This is a genomic window from Devosia sp., from assembly GCF_017744655.1.
Classification (GTDB): Bacteria; Pseudomonadota; Alphaproteobacteria; order Rhizobiales; family Devosiaceae; genus Devosia.
This window is the reverse complement of record NZ_JAGIAW010000003.1, coordinates 154,684-171,724: the sequence shown is the minus strand read 5'-3', so window position 1 is coordinate 171,724 and position 17,041 is coordinate 154,684. Positions and strand designations below refer to the sequence as shown.

Here is a 17,041-nt window from a genome sequence, read left to right as displayed (position 1 = left end):
GCTCAAAGCGTTTCGCCTGTATCTGTGTCGAACCCTATATGGCGGAACTAGCCGGCAATTGCCAGTGCAGGCGCTGCATGGGAGCGTTTGCGCTGCTGACGGGTTCTGTCGTGGCGTAATTGGAAGGTTGACGCATGGCTGATCGAGTTTCACCCCGCATTGCGAATGTCGTCGCCGCCCTGCCCCTAACCGGGAGTATGCGGGTTCTGGAGATCGGTTGCGGGCCTGGCGTTGCCGCGCGGCTTGTCAGCCAGAAGCTAAAAACGGGAATGATCCTTGCCATCGACCGCTCGGGAAAGGCCGTGGCAGCGGCCATTGCCGGCTCGGAGGAGGAGATAGCCACGGGCAAGCTCGCCTTTCGCTGCGTAGCGATCGAGGATTTTGTGCTTCAACCCGGTGAGCAGAAATTCGAACTCGCTTTTGCCATGCGCGTGGGGGCACTGGACGGACGCCATCCTGAGCTTGAAGCCCGCGCCCTGGGGAGGCTGAAGGCTGCACTCGCGCCAGGAGCCGTGCTCATCGTCGATAATGCCGCGCCGCTTTCCGCGGCTGATTTGCCGGACTTTCCTTGACTCGATAGGCCATCTGTCATAAACGCCCCCTGTTCATCAGGCTTTTGCTCCTGACCAGCCGACCGGGACCCCATACGGGTACCACGATCCCGGAGGCCAACATCCGCCAGCGCGTTGCGCCCGCGGGTGGGTTTTGCGTTTGGCCTTTTGGTACTTATCTCTCCGGGGATCGTCTCCGCGAGCGAAAAGGAAATAGTATGTTCGAGAGCCTCTCAGACCGGCTTGGCAAAATTTTCGATGGTCTTCGTGGACGCGGCGCGCTGAACGCTGCCGATGTCGATGCGGCCATGCGCGAAATCCGCCGGGCGCTGATCGAGGCTGACGTCTCGCTCGAAGTTGTACGCGCGTTTGTTGAGCAGGTCCGCGAGCGCGCTGTCGGCGCCGAAGTCACCCGTTCGGTGACGCCGGGCCAGCAGGTCGTCAAAATCGTCAATGACGAGCTGGTTGCCGTTCTCGGTTCCGATGCCGTTACCATCGATCTCAATGCCCCGGCGCCCGTTACCCTCCTCATGGTGGGTTTACAGGGCTCGGGTAAGACGACGACCACGGCGAAAATCGCCAAGCGTCTCAAGGATCGCCAGAAGAAGAAGGTTCTTCTCGCGTCCCTCGACACCCGCCGCCCGGCCGCCATGGAGCAGCTCCGCGTGCTCGGCGAACAGGTCGGCGTCGATACTCTGCCGATCGTTGCGGCCGAAACGCCCGTTGAAATTGCCCGCCGCGCCGAGCGCGAAGGCCGTCTTGGCGGCTATGACGTTCTCATTCTCGATACCGCCGGCCGTACGCATATCGACGAAGAGCTGATGGTTGAAACGGTCTCCATCAAGGAGATCGCCAAGCCTCACGAAATTCTGCTCGTCGTCGACGCTTTGACCGGTCAGGACGCGATCAACGTCGCGCGCAGCTTCGACACCCGTCTCGATGTGACCGGTATCGTCATGACCCGCGTCGATGGCGACGGTCGTGGCGGTGCGGCGCTCTCGATGCGCGCGGCCACCGGCAAGCCGATCAAGCTGATCGGTGTTGGCGAAAAGATGGATGCGCTCGAGGATTTCCATCCCGCGCGTATCGCCGACCGAATTCTGGGCATGGGCGACATCGTCTCGCTCGTCGAAAAGGCCGCCGAGCACGTCACGGCCGAAGACGCCCAGAAGATGGCGGCCAAGCTCAAGAAGGGCTCCTTCGATCTCGACGATCTGCGCGCACAACTGCTGCAGATGAAGAAGATGGGCGGCATGGGCGGCCTGATGGGCATGCTGCCCGGCGCCGGCCAGATCAAGAAGGCCATGGCCGGGGCCAATGTCGACGAGAAGGTCTTCGACCGTCAGATCGCCATCATCAATTCCATGACCAAGAAAGAGCGGGCCAATCCGGATCTGCTCAATGCCTCGCGCCGCAAGCGCATCGCCGCGGGCGCGGGCGTCGAAGTCTCCGAAATCAACAAGCTTTCCAAGCAGCACCGCCAGATGGCGGACATGATGAAGAAGGTTTCCAAGGGCGGCATGGGGTCGCTGGCCGGCATGTTCGGCGGCAAAATGGGCGGCATGCTCGGTGGCATGCCTGACCTCTCCAAGATGGACCCAAAGCAGCTCGAACAGATGGCCCGTCAGGCCGGCATCAATCCCGACCAGTTGAAAGGCCTTCCTTCGGCTGACCTGCCGATGACCGACAAGCTGCCCACCGACGTCAACAAGCTTCTGAAATCCGCTGGGGCCCCAGGTCTGCCCGGTCTTGGCGGTGCTCCCCGTTTCCCTGGCCTTCCGGGCCTCGGCAAGAAGAAATAACCCTGAACTTTCAACCGACACCCTTAGGAACAAAAAATGTCCCTCAAGATCCGCCTTGCCCGCGCTGGCACCAAGAAGCGCCCGTTCTACCACATCGTCATCGCCGACGCCCGTTCGCCGCGCGATGGCCGTTTCATCGAAAAGCTGGGCACCTTCAACCCGCTGCTCGACAAGACCGCTGAAAACCGCGTCGTGCTCAACACCGAACGCGCCCAGCACTGGGTTTCCGTTGGCGCCCAGCCGACCGACCGCGTTGCTCGTTTCCTCGACGCTGCGGGCCTCCTGAAGCGCGAAGCCCGCAACAACCCGAACAAGGGCGAACCCGGCACCAAGGCCAAGGAACGCGCTGAAGAAAAGGCTGCCAAGGCCGCCGCTGCCGCCGAAGGCGCTGCCGAGTAATTTTTGGGATATTTTGGTCCCGCGAATGCAAAAGCCCCGGTCTCGCGACCGGGGCTTTTTTCGTACCCACTTGAACACAGTGTATATTATGGCAATATACGTGGATGATCGACTGGACTGTTATCACAGGCTTTGAGTGGGACGATGGCAACACTCGTAAGAGCGCCGACAAGCATTCGGTGAGCCAAGCCGAAGCTGAGCAGATGTTCTTCAACCAGCCCCTGTTGACCCTGATTGATCACCTGCACAGTGTCGATGAGATTCGCATTCATGCTCTGGGTCATACCGACGATGGCCGTTCGCTGCATGTAACGTTTACGCTTCGGCAGGACGAAACGAAGATACGCGTCATTTCAGCCCGCGACATGAGCCGCAAGGAAAGGGCCTACTATGAGCAAAACACTTAAACCCATTCCGCAATTCCAGAGCGAGATCGAAGAACGGGCGTTTTGGGAGGCCAATGATACGACCGACTATGTCGACTGGAGCAAGGCTGAAACCGTAAGCCTGCCCAATCTGAAGCCAAGCTCGACATCCATCTCGCTGCGGCTACCAAATGGCCTTCTGGAGCGGATTAAAGTGGCCGCGAACAAGCGCGACGTTCCCTATCAATCGCTGATCAAAACCTGGCTCGCCGAAAAGGTTGATAGCAACAAATAGTAAGGCCCCGGTATCAAAACCGGAGCCTTTGTTCTTCGGGTGTAATGAACCGAGGCTTCAAGCCTTGAGCTTGCTCAGAATCGCCGCGCCCATTTCTTCGGTGCCAATGGTCTTGCGGTTGTCCTGGGCAATATCCCCCGTCCGCAGGCCATCGCTGAGCACAGCCGAGATGGCGCCTTCAACCTTGTCGGCCAGTTCGATCATGTTGAACGAATAGCGTAGCGCCATGGCGAGCGAGGCGATCATGGCGATCGGGTTGGCAATGCCCTTGCCGGCAATGTCAGGAGCCGAGCCGTGGACGGGCTCATAAAAGGCCTTGCGCTTGCCGGTGGCGGCATCGGGCGCGCCGAGCGAGGCGGAGGGCAGCATGCCGAGTGAACCGGTCAGCATGGCGGCAACGTCGGAGAGAATGTCGCCGAAAAGATTATCGGTGACCATGACGTCGAACTGCTTTGGCGTACGCACCAGCTGCATCGCGGCATTGTCGGCCAGGATGTGGTGGAGTTCGACGTCCGAATAATCCTTGGCGACGCCCTTGACCACTTCGTCCCAGAGCACGCCCGACTTCATCACGTTCTTCTTGTCGGCCGAGTGCACCTTGTTCTTGCGGGTGCGGGCGAGATCGAAGGCGACACGAGCGATGCGGTCGATTTCGTAGGTTTCGTAGACCTGGGTGTCGATCGCGCGCTTCTGGCCATTGCCGAGATCGGTAATGGTTTTCGGCTCGCCGAAATAGACGCCACCGGTCAGTTCGCGGACGATGAGAATGTCGAGCCCTTCAACCAGCTCTTTCTTGAGCGAGGAGGCTTCGGCCAGCGCCGGATAGCAGATCGCGGGACGCAGGTTAGCGAAGACGGCCAGTTCCTTGCGAAGACGCAGGAGCGCGGCTTCCGGGCGGTGCTCATAGGGCACATTGTCCCACTTGGGACCACCCACGGCGCCGAAGATGACGGCATCGGCGCCCTTGGCCTTGGCGACGTCTTCGTCGGTGATGGCAACAGAGTGCTTGTCATAGGCGGCGCCGCCGGCGAGGCCGCGGTCGAGCGAGAAATCGGTCAGGCCTTCGGCATTGGTCCAGGCGATGATCTTTTCGACCTCGACCATGATTTCCGTGCCGATGCCGTCGCCGGGCAGAAGAAAGAGGGAATGGGTGGCCATTTTGGGAAAAACTCCTCGCCGTACTGGTGGGTACACCTTGGCCCGGCACATAGCTTTATTTTGGCTTTTCGCGCAAGGGCGCCCAAAACAAAACAGCGCCCCCGAAAGAGCGCTGTCACATTTTCATGAGCTTTTGGGGATCAGCTATGGCTGGTGGCGGCGCCGATCCGGGCGGTCACTTCGATCTCGATCTTCATGCCTTCCTCGATCATCGCCACGATGAGCATGGAAGCGGCCGGGCGAATATCCTTGAACACCGGGCCGACGGCGGCGACGACTTCATCCACATAGGAGCGATCGCCGACATAGTAGACGACGCGAACCGTGTCCTCGATCGAGGAGCCCGCTTCCTTGAGCGCCTTGTCGATGGTGGCGAGGGCATTCCTGGCCTGGGCGCCAACGCCCTCGGGCATCTTCATGACCGAGTAGTCGTAGCCCGTGGTGCCCGAGACATAGACGGTGTCTTCGTGGCGCACGGCGCGGGAATAGCCGAAGGTCGCTTCAAAGGGCGAACCGGTAGAGACGCGTTGAACCATTTTGGTCAGCTCAGCTGTTTGTGGAGGAAATACCGGCTGTGGCCGGGTGGGCAATCGGTGATTTCGCCGAAAACGGAGTAGCCAAGCTTCTCGTAAAAGCCACGCGCCTGGAACGAAAAAGTGTCGAGCCTGCTGCCGACGCAACCCTTTTCGCGGGCTACGGCCTCGGCCCTGAGCATCAGATCGCGGCCAATGCCCTGTCCGCGCAGTCGCTCCGGCACAAAGAGCAGTTCCACGAACATCCATGCATAACCGATCCGCGCGGCGAGCCCGCCATCGATCACGCCGGTTTCGGGGTTGGTTAGCGTCAGCCCGATAGTGGCCACGGGCCCGTCGAAATCGGCAGTCTTGCTGGCATTGAACGCCATGAGGCCTTCAACGATTGCAGCCCGGCTATTAGGCTGCAATTCCGGTTCATAGGTGATCTCGACCATCCGGCTTAGAGCCAGGGACGCTCATTGGCCATCTTGCCCTCGAAGGACGAAATGGCCGGATCGGATTTCAGCGTACCGGCGATATCGTCGAGGCCTTCGAGCAGGATGTGCTTGCGCGCCGGATCGATATCGAAATGCAGCGTGCCACCATCCGGGCCCTTGATGGTCTGGGCTTCGAGGTCGATGCTCAGCGTGGCGTTGGAGCCCCGATCGGCATCGTCGAGCAGGAGTTTGAGCTGCTCAGCCGAGACAACGAGCGGCAGAATGCCGTTCTTGAAGCAATTGTTGTAAAAAATGTCGGCGAAGCTGGTGGAAATGACGCAGCGGATACCGAAATCGGCCAGGGCCCAGGGAGCATGCTCGCGCGACGAGCCGCAACCAAAATTGTCGCCGGCAATGATGATCTTGGCCTGACGATAGGCCGGCTTATTGAGCACGAATTCGGGATTTTCCGAACCGTCTTCATTGTAGCGCATTTCTGAAAACAGGGCCGTACCGAGGCCGGTCCGCTTGATGGTCTTCAGGTACTGCTTGGGGATGATCATATCGGTGTCGATATTGATGATCGGCAACGGCGCCGCGACACCCGTCAATGTGGTGAATTTTTCCATCGGAAAACCTCGCTTTGCCTTGAGGCTTTGGGCCAAACCGGGGTCTGGGTCAAGTCGGCTCTGGACGAAAGCGTTCGGCGCTTGACCGCAGGCACTCCGTTTGTCTACTCCTGACGCCCTGAACGGTCTTACCTTCAACTTGCGCTCGGGGGGGCGGGTGATGCAGGGACCAGTGCCTCCTGTGCCTGAACTTGGCCAGACGAAATCCTATCAGCCGACATCACGCCAGCTTTTGCGGGCGCTCGAAACCATGGCAGGCGTTGGCTTTTTCACGCTGTCTTTCGCGGACGGCAAGGTGCGGCCATCCGATGGCCTGCTGGTTTTGGCCGGAACGCTCGATCAGGTGGGCCAGCCGATCGGCATTGAATTCATCGAGGCGCGCACCCATCCCGACGACCGGGCCAGCCTCATCGAAAGCTTTCACATGCTGATGCGCGATACGCTGCCCACCCAGCGTGATCTGCGCATCCTGCGTGAGGATGGCACGGAGCGGCGCCTCGAAATGCGTTTTGAGCGCATGGCCGACGAAGCGCGCCGTCCGGTGGGCTGGATCATCTGCGTGCTCGACCGCACCGAAGAAGAGAGCCTCAAAAAGAACCTCGTGCTCATGCGCCAGCGCTTGCGAGCGGTGCTCGAGCGGCTCGATGTGGACATTGCCTGGTTCAGTTCACCCAATGGCAGGGTGATCGAGCGGGTCAAGCAGTCTGAAAATGCTCATCTGCCCGACACCTCGCTCTTCACCCTCGACAGCTGGTTTTCGTCCGTGCATCCCGACGACCGAGCACAGGCCCTTGCCGGTCTCGATCACCCCGAACGCAGCGTCACCGAGGTGCGCGTCGAGCGGGCGCCGGGCCAATATGTTCCCATGCGCACGGTGCGCCAGCCCGTGCTCAACGAGACCGGCGAAACTATCGAATGGCTGGGGCTGACGACGCTTGTCGAACCGGGACGGGGCGGGCTCGAAGCGAATGCGGCGGCAAGCGAAGAATTGCTCAATGGCCCCCTGCTGCGCGCCGCGCGAAACCTGCTCGGCTGGACCATTCCGGTGCTGGCCGAACAGTCAGGCGTTTCGGCGAGCACCATCATGCGGATCGAGGAGGCGACGGCTCCGGTCATCGAGGTGGCACGACGGCGCACCGCCGAGCGATTGACCCAGGCCCTTACGGGAGGCGGGGTAACCTTTCACAGCACGCTGACCGGAAAACTCGCCATTTCGCTCTAGGGTTTCACCTCAAGACCTTCCATGCGGCCGGCCGCGCGCGCAAAGCCTTCGGCAATCGCCACGCGCATGGCCTCGCGGGCGCCCTGTGAACTCTTGTCGACGATCGCCTGGGCGATGGCGCGGTGCACGGCCACGGTCTGCGTCAGCGCCTCCGGCTCATTGACCGGCGAGGAAATCGTGAAGGCAGCCGTCAGCGCCATTTCCACCAGCGCACTAATGGAGGCCATGAACGGATTGCCCGAAGCATCCGCGACGGCCTTGTGGAACTCGAGGTCATGCCGGGCAAAATCCTCGGGCGTGCGGGCGCCTTCCATGCGATCGACAGCGGCCATCAGAAGCTTTGCCTGCTCTTCCGTTCGGCGCTCTGCTGCGAGCGCCGCCGCCTCGATTTCGATGCCGATGCGCACTTCCGCCAGGCTCTGCAAAAAACTGACTTCCGGGCCGAGTTCAAAATGCCAGGCCAGCACGTCGGCATCAAAGAGGTTCCAGCGATTGCGCGGCAGCACGCGCGTGCCGATGCGCGCCCGCGCTTCGATCAGGCCCTTGGCGGCAAGCGTCTTCAACGCTTCGCGCAGCACCGTGCGCGACACGCGGAACCGGTCGAGCAGTTCGGTATCGGGCGGCAGGATGGAGCCCTGCGCATATTGGCCCGAGACGATGGCAAAGCCCATGTCCCAGAGCACGTCGGAATGGAGGTTGTGCGCCAGATTGCGGCCCGACAGGGCAGCGATGAGGTCGCCGGAATGGCGCGCTCTGCCGCCTGATCGATCCATGCTTGCTGGCTCCTTGCCGAATGGTCAGGCGACCTAAGCACAGGTGAATAAGTATGACAATATTGGCTTATGTCCGAGGCTGGACAGAGCGGCCCGGGCTCGCCATGTTGCGCCCAGTTCTTTTCGTGAATTCGCCGCAGGATTTTGCCATGACCGACCAAGCCCAACTCGATGCCGTTCTTGCCCATGTGGATGCGGGCCTCGACCAAAGCCTCGATCGGCTGTTTCATCTCCTGCGCATCAAGTCGATCTCGACCGATCCGGCGTTTGCCGCCGAGTGCCAGAAGGCCGCTGACTGGCTGGCCACGGAGCTGAACGGCCTCGGCTTTGCCGCCAGTGCCCGCCCGACCCCGGGCAATCCAGTGGTCGTCGCCCATGGTCCCGACCAGGCCGGCCCGCATGTCCTCTTTTATGCCCACTATGACGTCCAGCCGGTCGATCCGCTGAACCTGTGGAATTCCGACCCCTTCGATCCGCAGATCAAGGAAGACGCTTCAGGCCGGAAAATCATCGTTGCCCGCGGCGCCTCGGACGACAAGGGCCAGATGCTGACCTTCATCGAAGCCTGCCGTGCCTATAAGGCGGTTACCGGCAGCCTGCCGGTAAGGGTTTCGCTGATGCTCGAAGGCGAGGAAGAATCCGGCGGCAAGAACCTGCCGCCCTTCATGCGCGACAATGCCGAGGAACTGAAGGCCGACATCGCTCTGGTCTGCGACACCGACATGTGGGACCGCCAGACCCCGTCCATCACCACCATGCTGCGTGGCCTTGTGGCCGACGAGATCGTCGTCACCGCCGCCAACAAGGATCTTCACTCCGGCATGTTCGGCAATGCCGCGCGCAATCCCAATCAGGTGGTTGCCGAAATCATCGCCAGCCTCCGCGCGCCTGATGGTTCGGTGACGCTGCCGGGCTTTTATGACGACGTCGCCGAAATCTCGCCCGAGCTGAAGGCGCAGTGGCAGGGCCTGGGCTTTGACGAAAAGGCCTTCCTCGGCAGCGTCGATCTGTCGGTCCCGGCCGGCGAGCAGAACCGCTCGGTCCTCGAAATGCTCTGGTCGCGCCCGACCTGCGAAATCAACGGCATGAGCGGCGGCTATACCGGCGACGGGTTCAAGACTGTCATCCCCGCCAAGGCCTCGGCCAAGATTTCATTCCGCCTCGTCTCGGGCATGGACCCCAAGAAAATCCGCGCTGCCTTCCGCGCCCATGTCGAAAAGATGATTCCCGCCGATTGCTCGGTCGAATTCATCCCGCATGGCGGCTCGCCGGCCATCACGGTGCCAGCCGACGGCGAATTCCTGCGCAAGGCGCTGGCCGGCCTGTCAGCCGAATGGGGCAAGCAGGCCGTGATCACCGGCTCTGGCGGGTCGATCCCGGTCGCCGGTGAGTTCAAGTCGATCCTCGGCCTCGACACCTTGCTTATTGGCTTTGCGCATGTGGACGATCAGATCCACAGCCCCAACGAGAAATACGACCTCGACAGCTTCCATCGCGGCATCCGCTCCTGGGTGCACGTGCTGGCGGCGCTGTCGAAGTAAGAAAGCTTTCTGCCAAGCCACCGCTGTCCCATCCATCGTCATTGCCGGGCTTGTCCCGGCAATCCATCTTGGGGAGCCGGTCATCCTGCGGATGGCATGGACCACCGGGACAGGCCCGGTGGTGAAGACAATTTGGCAGTCAGTATCCCGCCGACTTACGCGAAGACCAGCGCAATAATCGCCAGCACAGCCGGAAGGGTCTGGATGAACAGGATCTTCCGGCTGGCCGTGGCCGCGCCGTAAATGCCGGCGACGGCGACACAGGCGAGGAAGAAGAGCTTGATCTGCCAACCCACGGCCATGTCGGGGTGAAACAGCCCCCAGATCAGGCCCGCGGCGAGAAAGCCATTGTATAGGCCCTGATTGCCGGCCAGCGTCTTGGTCTGTTCGGCAAATTCCGGCGTCAGCCCAAAGGCCTTCTGGCCGCGCGGACTGGTCCACCAGAGCATTTCCAGAAGCACGATGTAGATGTGGATCAGGGCGACCAGCGCCACGAGAATATTTGCGACGAGCGTCATGCCCGGTCTCCTAACTAGCCGTTGAGTTTGCGCAGCAGCTTTTCCATGCGGTCGCGCTTGGATTTCTGCATCATGCCATCGAGCCGCTCGCGGATAATGGCGAGAAAGCCCGGCTTCTCTTCCGGCGTAATGACGCTTGCGGTTTCCTCGGCATAGGTCGGAAACTGGTTTGGCGCTGCGTCTTTCAGCCGCTCGACAAGAATGGGCACTGCCTTTTCGGCATAGCCAGAGCGAGCCAGCTTTACGAGCAGCGAGGTGCAGCGATCCCTAGCGATGACCGAACCCCGATCGGCCGCCTCGATCACCTTGGGCAGCTCGGCGGCGATTTCATCCGCGCGAATTTCCGCCAACGCATCGAGCGCCGTCATCGCGCCCCAGACCTGGCGATTGTTGCCGCTGCCCAGCGCATCAATGAAGGCCGGGCAATAATGGCCGATGAGATCCGGGCTCCGCGCCCCAATCTCGTAAAGCACCTTCATCGCATCATTACGCTGACGCGCCGTGCCCGAGCGCACGATCTCGACCAGTTCGGCAATTTCCAGGCTGTCGCCGGAGGCCGCCAGTTCCTCGGCAAGGGCCACATTGGGCTCCTCGTCGCGGCGATCCAGCGCCCCGGCCAGCCGATCGGCAATCGTCACGCTTCCACCGCCACGTCGAGCGCCAGCTCGACCATGTCCTTGAGCGAGGTCTGGCGCGCATCGGCGCTGATTTCCTCGTGGGTGATGAGGCAATCGGTCATGGTGCAGATGGTGAGCGCCTTCGCTCCAAAACGGGCGGCCAGCGTATAGAGCGCCGCTGCTTCCATCTCGACTCCGATGACGCCGTGGTCCGGCAGCTTGTCGTAACCGGCAAAGCCGTCGGCATGGTAGAAAATATCCGAGGACAGCATGTTCCCCGCGTGGAATTTTAGGCCCTTGGCATCGGCCTTGTCGGCGGCGGAGCGCAGAAGGCCAAAATCGGCGATGGGCGCAAAATTGAACGCCCCGAACCGCCCCTTCACGATCGAACCGTCGGTCGACGCCGCCTGCGCCAGGATGACGTCGCGGACCTTCACCTTGGCATTGAGCCCGCCACAGGTGCCGACGCGGATCAGTGTCTTGGCGCCGTAAACATTGATCAGCTCATGCACATAGATCGAGAGCGACGGCTGCCCCATGCCTGAAGCCTGCACCGAGACCGGCTTGCCCTTCCAGGTGCCGGTATAACCGAGGCAATTGCGCACCGAATTGACGAGTTTCGGATTTTCGAAAAACGTCTCGGCAATCCACTTGGCACGCAGGGGATCGCCGGGGAGCAGTACAGCCTCAGCATAGTCGCCTTCCTTGGCGTGATTGTGCGGGGTCATGCTGCTCTCCTCTGTTCCGAATCCCCCGAGCATTGCCACCGGTCGCGTGCCTTGACAATCCTCGGCACGGAACGGCCTTCCCTACCCGCGCATTCTCCTTGCAAACAAAGCCAAGGAGGCTGTCGATGTCCGATAGAATCGAAGCCAAGGTCACACATCGTTTTCGCGCCAGCCCCGAACGGGTCTTCGACGCCTTCGTCGATCCCGTTCTGGCCCGCCGCTGGCAGGCAGCATGGCTCAAGCGCTCCGGCCAGAACGGGCGCCTGACCCAGTCGCAGATCGACCCGCGCGTCGGCGGCAGTTTTCTCCTTGCCGATGAGCGCGAAAGTGGCGAAGCCCGCCATTGGGGCACTTTTCTCGCGCTCGATCGACCGACGAAAATCTCCTTCTCCTGGATCGTCGATGAGAGCGCAGAGGATGACCCCAGCATCGTCAGCCTGATCATCGAACCCGAGCCCAATGGACCGGGTAGTGTGGTAACGCTCTACAACGAGATGGACGCTCAATGGGAAGACTGGCTGGCACAGACCGAAAAGGGCTGGATAGCCATGCTCACTGGCATAGAGGATGTCATAGAACGGCGCGATATTCCGCCGACGCTAAACGCTTGACGGCGGGGGGCCAGAGCCCCATTTAACACCAGCAATTTTGCGCGGGAGCCAAGGACATGGTCGCGAAGATCTTTATCGACGGGGAAGCAGGAACCACGGGGCTGCAGATTCGCGAGCGCCTGGCCGGCCGTCGCGATCTCGAGGTCATCTCCATCGCCCAGGACAAGCGCAAGGATCAGGACGAGCGCAAGCGCCTCCTTAACCTCGCTGATATCGCCATCCTCTGCCTGCCCGACGATGCGGCCAAGGAGAGTGTGCGGCTGATCGACAACGGCACGACCCGCATCATCGACGCCTCGACCGCTTTTCGCGTCAATCCCGACTGGGCCTATGGCTTTGCCGAGATGGACAAGGATCAGGCCGACAAGATCGCCAATGCGCGCTTCGTCGCCAATCCCGGCTGCTGGCCGCAGGGCCTGATCGCAGGCCTGCGTCCGCTGATCGCGGCCGGCCTCATCCCGGCCGACCACCCGGTCATCTATCACGGCATTTCCGGCTACACCGGTGGTGGCCGGCAGATGATCGAGGAATACGTCGCCGAAGGCGCCGATGCCAGCCAGTTCATGCCCTATGGCCTGACCTTCCAGCACAAGCACGTGCCCGAAATGACCTTCTATACCGGCCTCAAGCGCGAACCGCTGTTCGAGCCCGTTGTCGGCAATTTTGCTCAAGGCATGACGACGGCCCTGCCCCTGCAGCTTGGTACGCTCGCCAAGGTGCCGACCGGCGCCGAAATCCACGCCGCCATAGCCGACCATTTTGCCGGCATCAAAGACAGTTTTGTGAAGGTCGCTCCCTACGATCCGGCTCTGGCAAAAACCCCGGCGCTCGATCCGCAGATTCACAACGGCACCAATACCCTCACCCTGCATGTCTTTGCCAATGACGCCCGCGCTCAGGCAGCGATCGTCGCTGTCTATGACAACCTCGGCAAGGGCGCCTCGGGCGCGGCGGTGCAAAACCTCAACCTTATGCTCGGCGTTGCGGCGGCCGAGAGCCTCGCGGCCTGACCATGGGGGATTACAACATCCGGCGCGAAGAAGGCCCGACCCGCGGCCGCTATGTGATCGATCTCGCGCCCGGCGCCGAGGCCGAGATGACCTATCGCCGCGAGGATGGTCGCATCATCGTCGACCATACCGGCGTGCCGAAGGAATATGAGGGCCGGGGCATTGCCCTGGAACTGGTCAAGGCTTCCATCGCCGATGCCCGCGCCGAAGGGTTCAAGATCACCCCGGTCTGCCCCTATGTAGTGGTACAATTCCGCCGTCATCCGGAATGGACGGATTTGCTCGCCTAGTGAAAAGCCCGCATGAGGGCGACGGCCATGAGCAACACTCCCATGCCGACGAACAGCCAGCCGCCTATCGCGAGATAGGCGGCAACGCCCAAAATGCCGCCGAAGATGAAAGCGGCCATGGCCATACTATAAAGCTTGAGCCGTGCCGTGGACTCCGGATCCCGTGACTGCGCGCCAAGCAGCGCCGCCAGACCCAGCCCGATATCCGTTGCCATGCCCGAAACATGCGTCGTGCGCACCCGTGCATTAGAAATCCGCGTCGTCGCGGCGTTCTGGATGCCCATGGCAAAACTGAGGCCAAGGATCAGCCCATGGGTCGGGAGAATGTGCAGCAGATCAGCGCCACCAAGCACGAAGACCACCAGGCCTTCGAGCACGATGCCATAGGCATATTTGGCCCGGCTCTGGCGCGCCCCACCCCATTGGATGAGCAGGCCCGAAATCATGGCGCCGAAGACAAAGGCCGAGATGAACAGCGCGAAAAGCCCAGCCAGCGACCAATCGCCGAGCGCCATATGATCGGAAAATGACGAAGCATTGCCCGTCATATTGGCCGAAAAGAACCCCGCAGCCTGAAAACCCGCGGCATTGAGCGCCCCGGCAATGGCCGCAAAGAGCACGGCCAGTTGCCCGTCGATCCTGAATGTGCGTTTGTTGCCTTCGCTGATCAGCACCTTTGCCTCCACCGGGCAAATCATGCCCGCCGCAGGCGGGTCAAAGGTCTGATAGCACCGATTTGGAAAGAATTGGTGGAGCTGAGCGGGATCGAACCGCTGACCTCGTCATTGCGAACGACGCGCTCTCCCAACTGAGCTACAGCCCCGCACCAATGGCTGAGATATGGACATAAAACGCTGACAGGGCAAGGGGGATCGTGGACCGCCCTTGCCCTATAAATGCGCTAAACGAGACGTTGCGACACGAGGCTGTCGGCAGTGGCCAGAAGGGCCTCGGGGGCGGTGCGGAGCGGGCGGCCGAGAAGGGCGATGGCGTCGCTGGAATCGAGCTGCTTGATATAGCCAAGCTCGCCCATATTGTCGCGCATATCCCGATCGAAAAGGGCATAGAGGCGCACGGCCCAGTCGGGCATACCAAAGCTCGGGATGCGCCGCTCCGGATAGCGCTCGCGGAGGATTTTTGCCGCTTCGAGGAAGAACACCGTGCGCTCGCCCATGGGAAAGCGCTTGCCGCCGGCATCGGGCGCCGTCATGGCAGCGACATGGGCGGCCGCGATATCGCGCACATCGATAATGGTCATGGGAATACGCGGCGCGGCCGGAATGGAGCCATCGAGCAGGCGCTGCACGATGACAGCAGACGTACCGGGATCATCATCGAGAAGGGGGCCAAAAATGGCGCTCGGATTGATCACCGCCAGGGCGTTGCGACGACCGGCAGCGTCCATGATTTCCCAGGCGCGCTTTTCCGCCAGGGTCTTGGATTCCTGGTAAAAATTGACCGCGCGGCCATTGAGATCGGTCCAGTCCTTGGCCGTGAAGGGCGTCTTGCGGCTCTTGTCATGACCATAGGCTATGGCGGCCATGGAGGAAGTGAGAACCACCCGCTCGACACCGGCCTTGTTGGCAGCGTTGAGGGCGCGCTCGGTTCCTTCCACGGCCGGGCCGATCAGCTCCATCTTGTCCTTGGGGATCTGGATGAGAAAGGGCGAGGCGGTATGCTGGAGATAGCGAACGCCCTCCATAGCCTCGTTCCAGCCGGCATCGCGCATCAGGTCGAGCGCCACAAATTCGAGACGCGAGACATCGCCACCATGGTGCCGCAGTGTTTCGCGCACCTTGTCGGCACGCTTGAGGTTGCGCACGCTGCCGCGCACGGTGTAGCCAGAATTCAGAAGCTGAAGGGCGACATGGCCGCCGAGAAAGCCGGAAATGCCGGTAAGCAGAACACGATCGGTCATGATTGTTCTCCTGACGAACTGAACGATATATAGTTCAATCGTTCAGTTCGTTCAAGGTGTGGAGTATATGATGGAAGCTGGCCTCGATCGCGCCGCCGAAAAGCGCCGCCGCATTCTCGATGCGGCGCGACTGCTGTTTGTGCGCGACGGCCTGCGCGGCACGACCATGGAGGGGATCGCCCGCGCCGCCGGCGTCGCCAAGCCTACGCTCTATGGCTATTTTTCCGACAAGGACACGGTCTTTACCGCATTGCTCGACGACCTGTCGGACGCGCTGACCGCCGCTTTCGAGGCGGGCATGGCCGGGCCCGGCACCGTTGCCCAGCGTATCGGCGCGGCCCTGGCGGGCAAATATGGCACCATAGCCGCCGTGGTCGAAACCTCGCCCTTTGCCGAAGAACTCTATTCGACCCATAGCCGCGTCTCGCTCCGCTTCCGCACGCTCGATACGCAGATGAGCGACACCATGGTGCAGCAATTGCGCGAAGCCGGGGTGCGCGAGCCGACCGAACTCAACCGGCTGGTGCAGGCGGCGGCCTATGGCGTCGCCCGCAAACTTGTGGATGAAGCCTCCGTGCGCGCCGCCCTGCCGGTTCTGGCCGAGCGGCTGATCACGCCGGAACTGCCCAAAAACTAGACCTTTTCCCAGGCACCCGACTTTTCACTGGCAAAGATGGCGTCGAGCACCTTCATCGAGGCTATGGCATCATCGACGCCGTAGGGCGCTGGAATCTCCCCAAGGACGGCTTTGGCGAAGGCGCTAGCCTGTTCGGTATATTGATCGCAGGCCGGAAGGATTTCCCGCCGCGCCAGCGAGCCGTCGATTGGCGAGCCGGTGTCCACCAGGATTGCGGTCCGTTCATTGGGCGGCGCATTGAAGGGAATGACGATCTCGAGCTTGCCCTTCGTGCCAAAAACCTGCACGCGCTGATGCGGCACGAGCTGGGTCGAGCAGGTAAAGCTGAGGCGCTTGCCCGCACCAAAATCCATCATCACGCTGGCAAGGCGGTCGGTGCCAAAATTGGGATCGCGCTCGACCAGCGAAACCACGCGCTGCGGCTCGCTTTCGAAAAGGAACCGGCCCGACGTGATCGGATAGCAGCCGATATCGAGAATCCCGCCGCCGCCAATATCGGCCTGGTTGCGCACATTGTCCGGATTGGCGTTGAAATAGGAAAAGACGGCGTCAATGGCGCGCACTTCCCCCAATTCGCCCGAGCGGATGATATCCCGCGCCCGCTGCCATTGCGGATGGAAGCGGATCATGAAGGCTTCCATGACGAGGCGCCCCGCCGGCACCTGGCGGAGTTCTTCGGCTTCCCCAGCCGTGATGGCGATGGGTTTTTCGCACAGCACATGTTTTCCCGCCCGCGCAGCGGCAAGCGTCATCGGCACATGCAGGTGATTGGGCAGGGGATTGTAGATGACGTCGATTTCGGGATCGGCAAAGAGCTCTTCGTAGGAGCCATAGGCTTTTGGAATGCCGAGCTTGCCGGCCGCCGCGCGGGCCTTTCCGAGATCGCGCGAGGCAATCGCCACCACTTCGCAATTTTCCGCCTTCTGGATGGCCGGCGTCACCTTGGCCATGCCGATATTGGCGGTCGACAAAATCCCCCAGCGCACTTTCTTCGTCATTCTCGTCTCCCTTGTCGTAGCCGGATT

The 17,041-nt window shown here is 61.5% G+C and carries 22 protein-coding genes and 1 tRNA gene; 11 read left to right on the top strand and 12 right to left on the bottom strand.

The window, feature by feature from the left end; translation table 11 throughout:
* Nucleotides 1-134 precede the first annotated feature (134 nt).
* The 5 genes from J7557_RS08625 to J7557_RS08605 all read left to right on the top strand — a co-directional run bounded on the left by J7557_RS08625 (nucleotide 135) and on the right by J7557_RS08605 (nucleotide 3,412).
* Entirely contained in the window at nucleotides 135-572 is a 438-nt protein-coding gene (locus J7557_RS08625; RefSeq protein ID WP_291419320.1) for a trans-aconitate 2-methyltransferase, read from the top strand.
* A 197-nt stretch (nucleotides 573-769) separates the two neighbouring features.
* Entirely contained in the window at nucleotides 770-2,353 is a 1,584-nt protein-coding gene (gene ffh / locus J7557_RS08620) for a signal recognition particle protein (RefSeq protein WP_291419318.1), read from the top strand.
* Between the two features lie 36 nt (nucleotides 2,354-2,389).
* Nucleotides 2,390-2,752: a 30S ribosomal protein S16 gene (gene rpsP, locus J7557_RS08615; protein WP_035084937.1), complete on the top strand. Its 363-nt coding sequence runs from the start codon at nucleotides 2,390-2,392 to the stop codon at nucleotides 2,750-2,752.
* A 104-nt stretch (nucleotides 2,753-2,856) separates the two neighbouring features.
* The gene (locus tag J7557_RS08610; RefSeq protein ID WP_291419315.1) at nucleotides 2,857-3,159 is read left to right on the top strand and encodes a BrnT family toxin; all 303 of its coding nucleotides are present in this window, start codon (nucleotides 2,857-2,859) and stop codon (nucleotides 3,157-3,159) included.
* Nucleotides 3,143-3,412 (top strand): BrnA antitoxin family protein, encoded by a 270-nt coding sequence (locus tag J7557_RS08605; RefSeq protein WP_291419313.1) that lies wholly within the window; start codon nucleotides 3,143-3,145, stop codon nucleotides 3,410-3,412. Before J7557_RS08610 ends, J7557_RS08605 begins: the two co-directional genes overlap by 17 nt.
* Nucleotides 3,413-3,469: 57 nt before the next feature.
* Here J7557_RS08605 and leuB read toward each other — a convergent pair whose 3' ends face one another.
* The 4 genes from leuB to leuD form a co-directional block, all read right to left on the bottom strand.
* Nucleotides 3,470-4,570, bottom strand: coding sequence for a 3-isopropylmalate dehydrogenase (leuB, locus tag J7557_RS08600; RefSeq protein ID WP_291419311.1), 1,101 nt, complete (start codon nucleotides 4,568-4,570; stop codon nucleotides 3,470-3,472).
* A gap of 140 nt (nucleotides 4,571-4,710) precedes the next feature.
* Nucleotides 4,711-5,106 carry a RidA family protein gene (locus J7557_RS08595; RefSeq protein WP_291419309.1) on the bottom strand — a complete coding sequence of 132 codons (396 nt, stop codon included), beginning with the start codon at nucleotides 5,104-5,106 and terminating at the stop codon, nucleotides 4,711-4,713.
* 5 nt (nucleotides 5,107-5,111) lie between these two features.
* Nucleotides 5,112-5,540, bottom strand: a complete 429-nt coding sequence (locus J7557_RS08590; RefSeq protein ID WP_291419308.1) for an N-acetyltransferase — start codon at nucleotides 5,538-5,540, stop codon at nucleotides 5,112-5,114.
* A 5-nt stretch (nucleotides 5,541-5,545) separates the two neighbouring features.
* Nucleotides 5,546-6,151, bottom strand: coding sequence for a 3-isopropylmalate dehydratase small subunit (leuD, locus tag J7557_RS08585; protein ID WP_291419306.1), 606 nt, complete (start codon nucleotides 6,149-6,151; stop codon nucleotides 5,546-5,548).
* A gap of 181 nt (nucleotides 6,152-6,332) precedes the next feature.
* Between leuD and J7557_RS08580 the strand changes: the two genes are divergently transcribed.
* On the top strand, nucleotides 6,333-7,373 hold the full coding sequence (locus J7557_RS08580; protein WP_291419304.1) for a helix-turn-helix domain-containing protein: 1,041 nt from the start codon (nucleotides 6,333-6,335) through the stop codon (nucleotides 7,371-7,373).
* Here J7557_RS08580 and J7557_RS08575 read toward each other — a convergent pair.
* On the bottom strand, nucleotides 7,370-8,146 hold the full coding sequence (locus J7557_RS08575) for a FadR/GntR family transcriptional regulator (RefSeq protein ID WP_291419303.1): 777 nt from the start codon (nucleotides 8,144-8,146) through the stop codon (nucleotides 7,370-7,372). The genes J7557_RS08580 and J7557_RS08575 overlap by 4 nt on opposite strands.
* A gap of 149 nt (nucleotides 8,147-8,295) precedes the next feature.
* Between J7557_RS08575 and J7557_RS08570 the strand changes: the two genes are divergently transcribed.
* Nucleotides 8,296-9,687: a M20/M25/M40 family metallo-hydrolase gene (locus tag J7557_RS08570; protein ID WP_291419301.1), complete on the top strand. Its 1,392-nt coding sequence runs from the start codon at nucleotides 8,296-8,298 to the stop codon at nucleotides 9,685-9,687.
* Nucleotides 9,688-9,842: 155 nt separating this feature from the next.
* Here J7557_RS08570 and J7557_RS08565 read toward each other — a convergent pair whose 3' ends face one another.
* From J7557_RS08565 to deoD, 3 genes are read right to left on the bottom strand one after another with little or no spacing between them, the layout of a single operon-like run.
* Nucleotides 9,843-10,205, bottom strand: coding sequence for a DUF1304 domain-containing protein (locus tag J7557_RS08565; protein ID WP_291419299.1), 363 nt, complete (start codon nucleotides 10,203-10,205; stop codon nucleotides 9,843-9,845).
* A gap of 14 nt (nucleotides 10,206-10,219) precedes the next feature.
* A complete protein-coding gene (locus tag J7557_RS08560; protein WP_291419297.1) occupies nucleotides 10,220-10,843 on the bottom strand; it encodes a hypothetical protein in 624 nt (207 codons plus the stop codon).
* Entirely contained in the window at nucleotides 10,840-11,550 is a 711-nt protein-coding gene (deoD, locus tag J7557_RS08555; RefSeq protein ID WP_291419295.1) for a purine-nucleoside phosphorylase, read from the bottom strand. The genes J7557_RS08560 and deoD overlap by 4 nt, the downstream gene beginning before the upstream one ends.
* Before the next feature lie 125 nt (nucleotides 11,551-11,675).
* On the opposite strand from deoD, the gene J7557_RS08550 reads away from it, so the two are divergent.
* Genes J7557_RS08550 through J7557_RS08540 form a run of 3 tightly spaced genes read left to right on the top strand, consistent with a single transcriptional unit; the run spans nucleotide 11,676 to nucleotide 13,461 of the window.
* Entirely contained in the window at nucleotides 11,676-12,161 is a 486-nt protein-coding gene (locus tag J7557_RS08550; protein WP_291419293.1) for an SRPBCC domain-containing protein, read from the top strand.
* Nucleotides 12,162-12,217: 56 nt separating this feature from the next.
* On the top strand, nucleotides 12,218-13,171 hold the full coding sequence (gene argC, locus J7557_RS08545) for an N-acetyl-gamma-glutamyl-phosphate reductase (protein ID WP_291419291.1): 954 nt from the start codon (nucleotides 12,218-12,220) through the stop codon (nucleotides 13,169-13,171).
* 2 nt (nucleotides 13,172-13,173) lie between these two features.
* On the top strand, nucleotides 13,174-13,461 hold the full coding sequence (locus J7557_RS08540) for a GNAT family N-acetyltransferase (protein WP_291419289.1): 288 nt from the start codon (nucleotides 13,174-13,176) through the stop codon (nucleotides 13,459-13,461).
* Here the strand turns inward: J7557_RS08540 and J7557_RS08535 are convergent.
* The 3 genes from J7557_RS08535 to J7557_RS08525 all read right to left on the bottom strand — a co-directional run bounded on the left by J7557_RS08535 (nucleotide 13,458) and on the right by J7557_RS08525 (nucleotide 15,379).
* Nucleotides 13,458-14,135 (bottom strand): YoaK family protein, encoded by a 678-nt coding sequence (locus tag J7557_RS08535; RefSeq protein WP_291419287.1) that lies wholly within the window; start codon nucleotides 14,133-14,135, stop codon nucleotides 13,458-13,460. The genes J7557_RS08540 and J7557_RS08535 overlap by 4 nt on opposite strands.
* A gap of 73 nt (nucleotides 14,136-14,208) precedes the next feature.
* Nucleotides 14,209-14,284 (bottom strand) — tRNA-Ala (locus J7557_RS08530).
* Nucleotides 14,285-14,362: 78 nt separating this feature from the next.
* The gene (locus J7557_RS08525; RefSeq protein ID WP_291419286.1) at nucleotides 14,363-15,379 is read right to left on the bottom strand and encodes an NAD-dependent epimerase/dehydratase family protein; all 1,017 of its coding nucleotides are present in this window, start codon (nucleotides 15,377-15,379) and stop codon (nucleotides 14,363-14,365) included.
* A 70-nt stretch (nucleotides 15,380-15,449) separates the two neighbouring features.
* Here J7557_RS08525 and J7557_RS08520 point away from each other — a divergent pair, with 70 nt between their 5' ends.
* Nucleotides 15,450-16,016 carry a TetR/AcrR family transcriptional regulator gene (locus J7557_RS08520; RefSeq protein WP_291419284.1) on the top strand — a complete coding sequence of 189 codons (567 nt, stop codon included), beginning with the start codon at nucleotides 15,450-15,452 and terminating at the stop codon, nucleotides 16,014-16,016.
* Here the strand turns inward: J7557_RS08520 and J7557_RS08515 are convergent.
* A complete protein-coding gene (locus J7557_RS08515; RefSeq protein WP_291419282.1) occupies nucleotides 16,013-17,014 on the bottom strand; it encodes a Gfo/Idh/MocA family oxidoreductase in 1,002 nt (333 codons plus the stop codon). The two genes, J7557_RS08520 and J7557_RS08515, sit on opposite strands and share 4 nt — an antisense overlap.
* Nucleotides 17,015-17,041 lie beyond the last annotated feature (27 nt).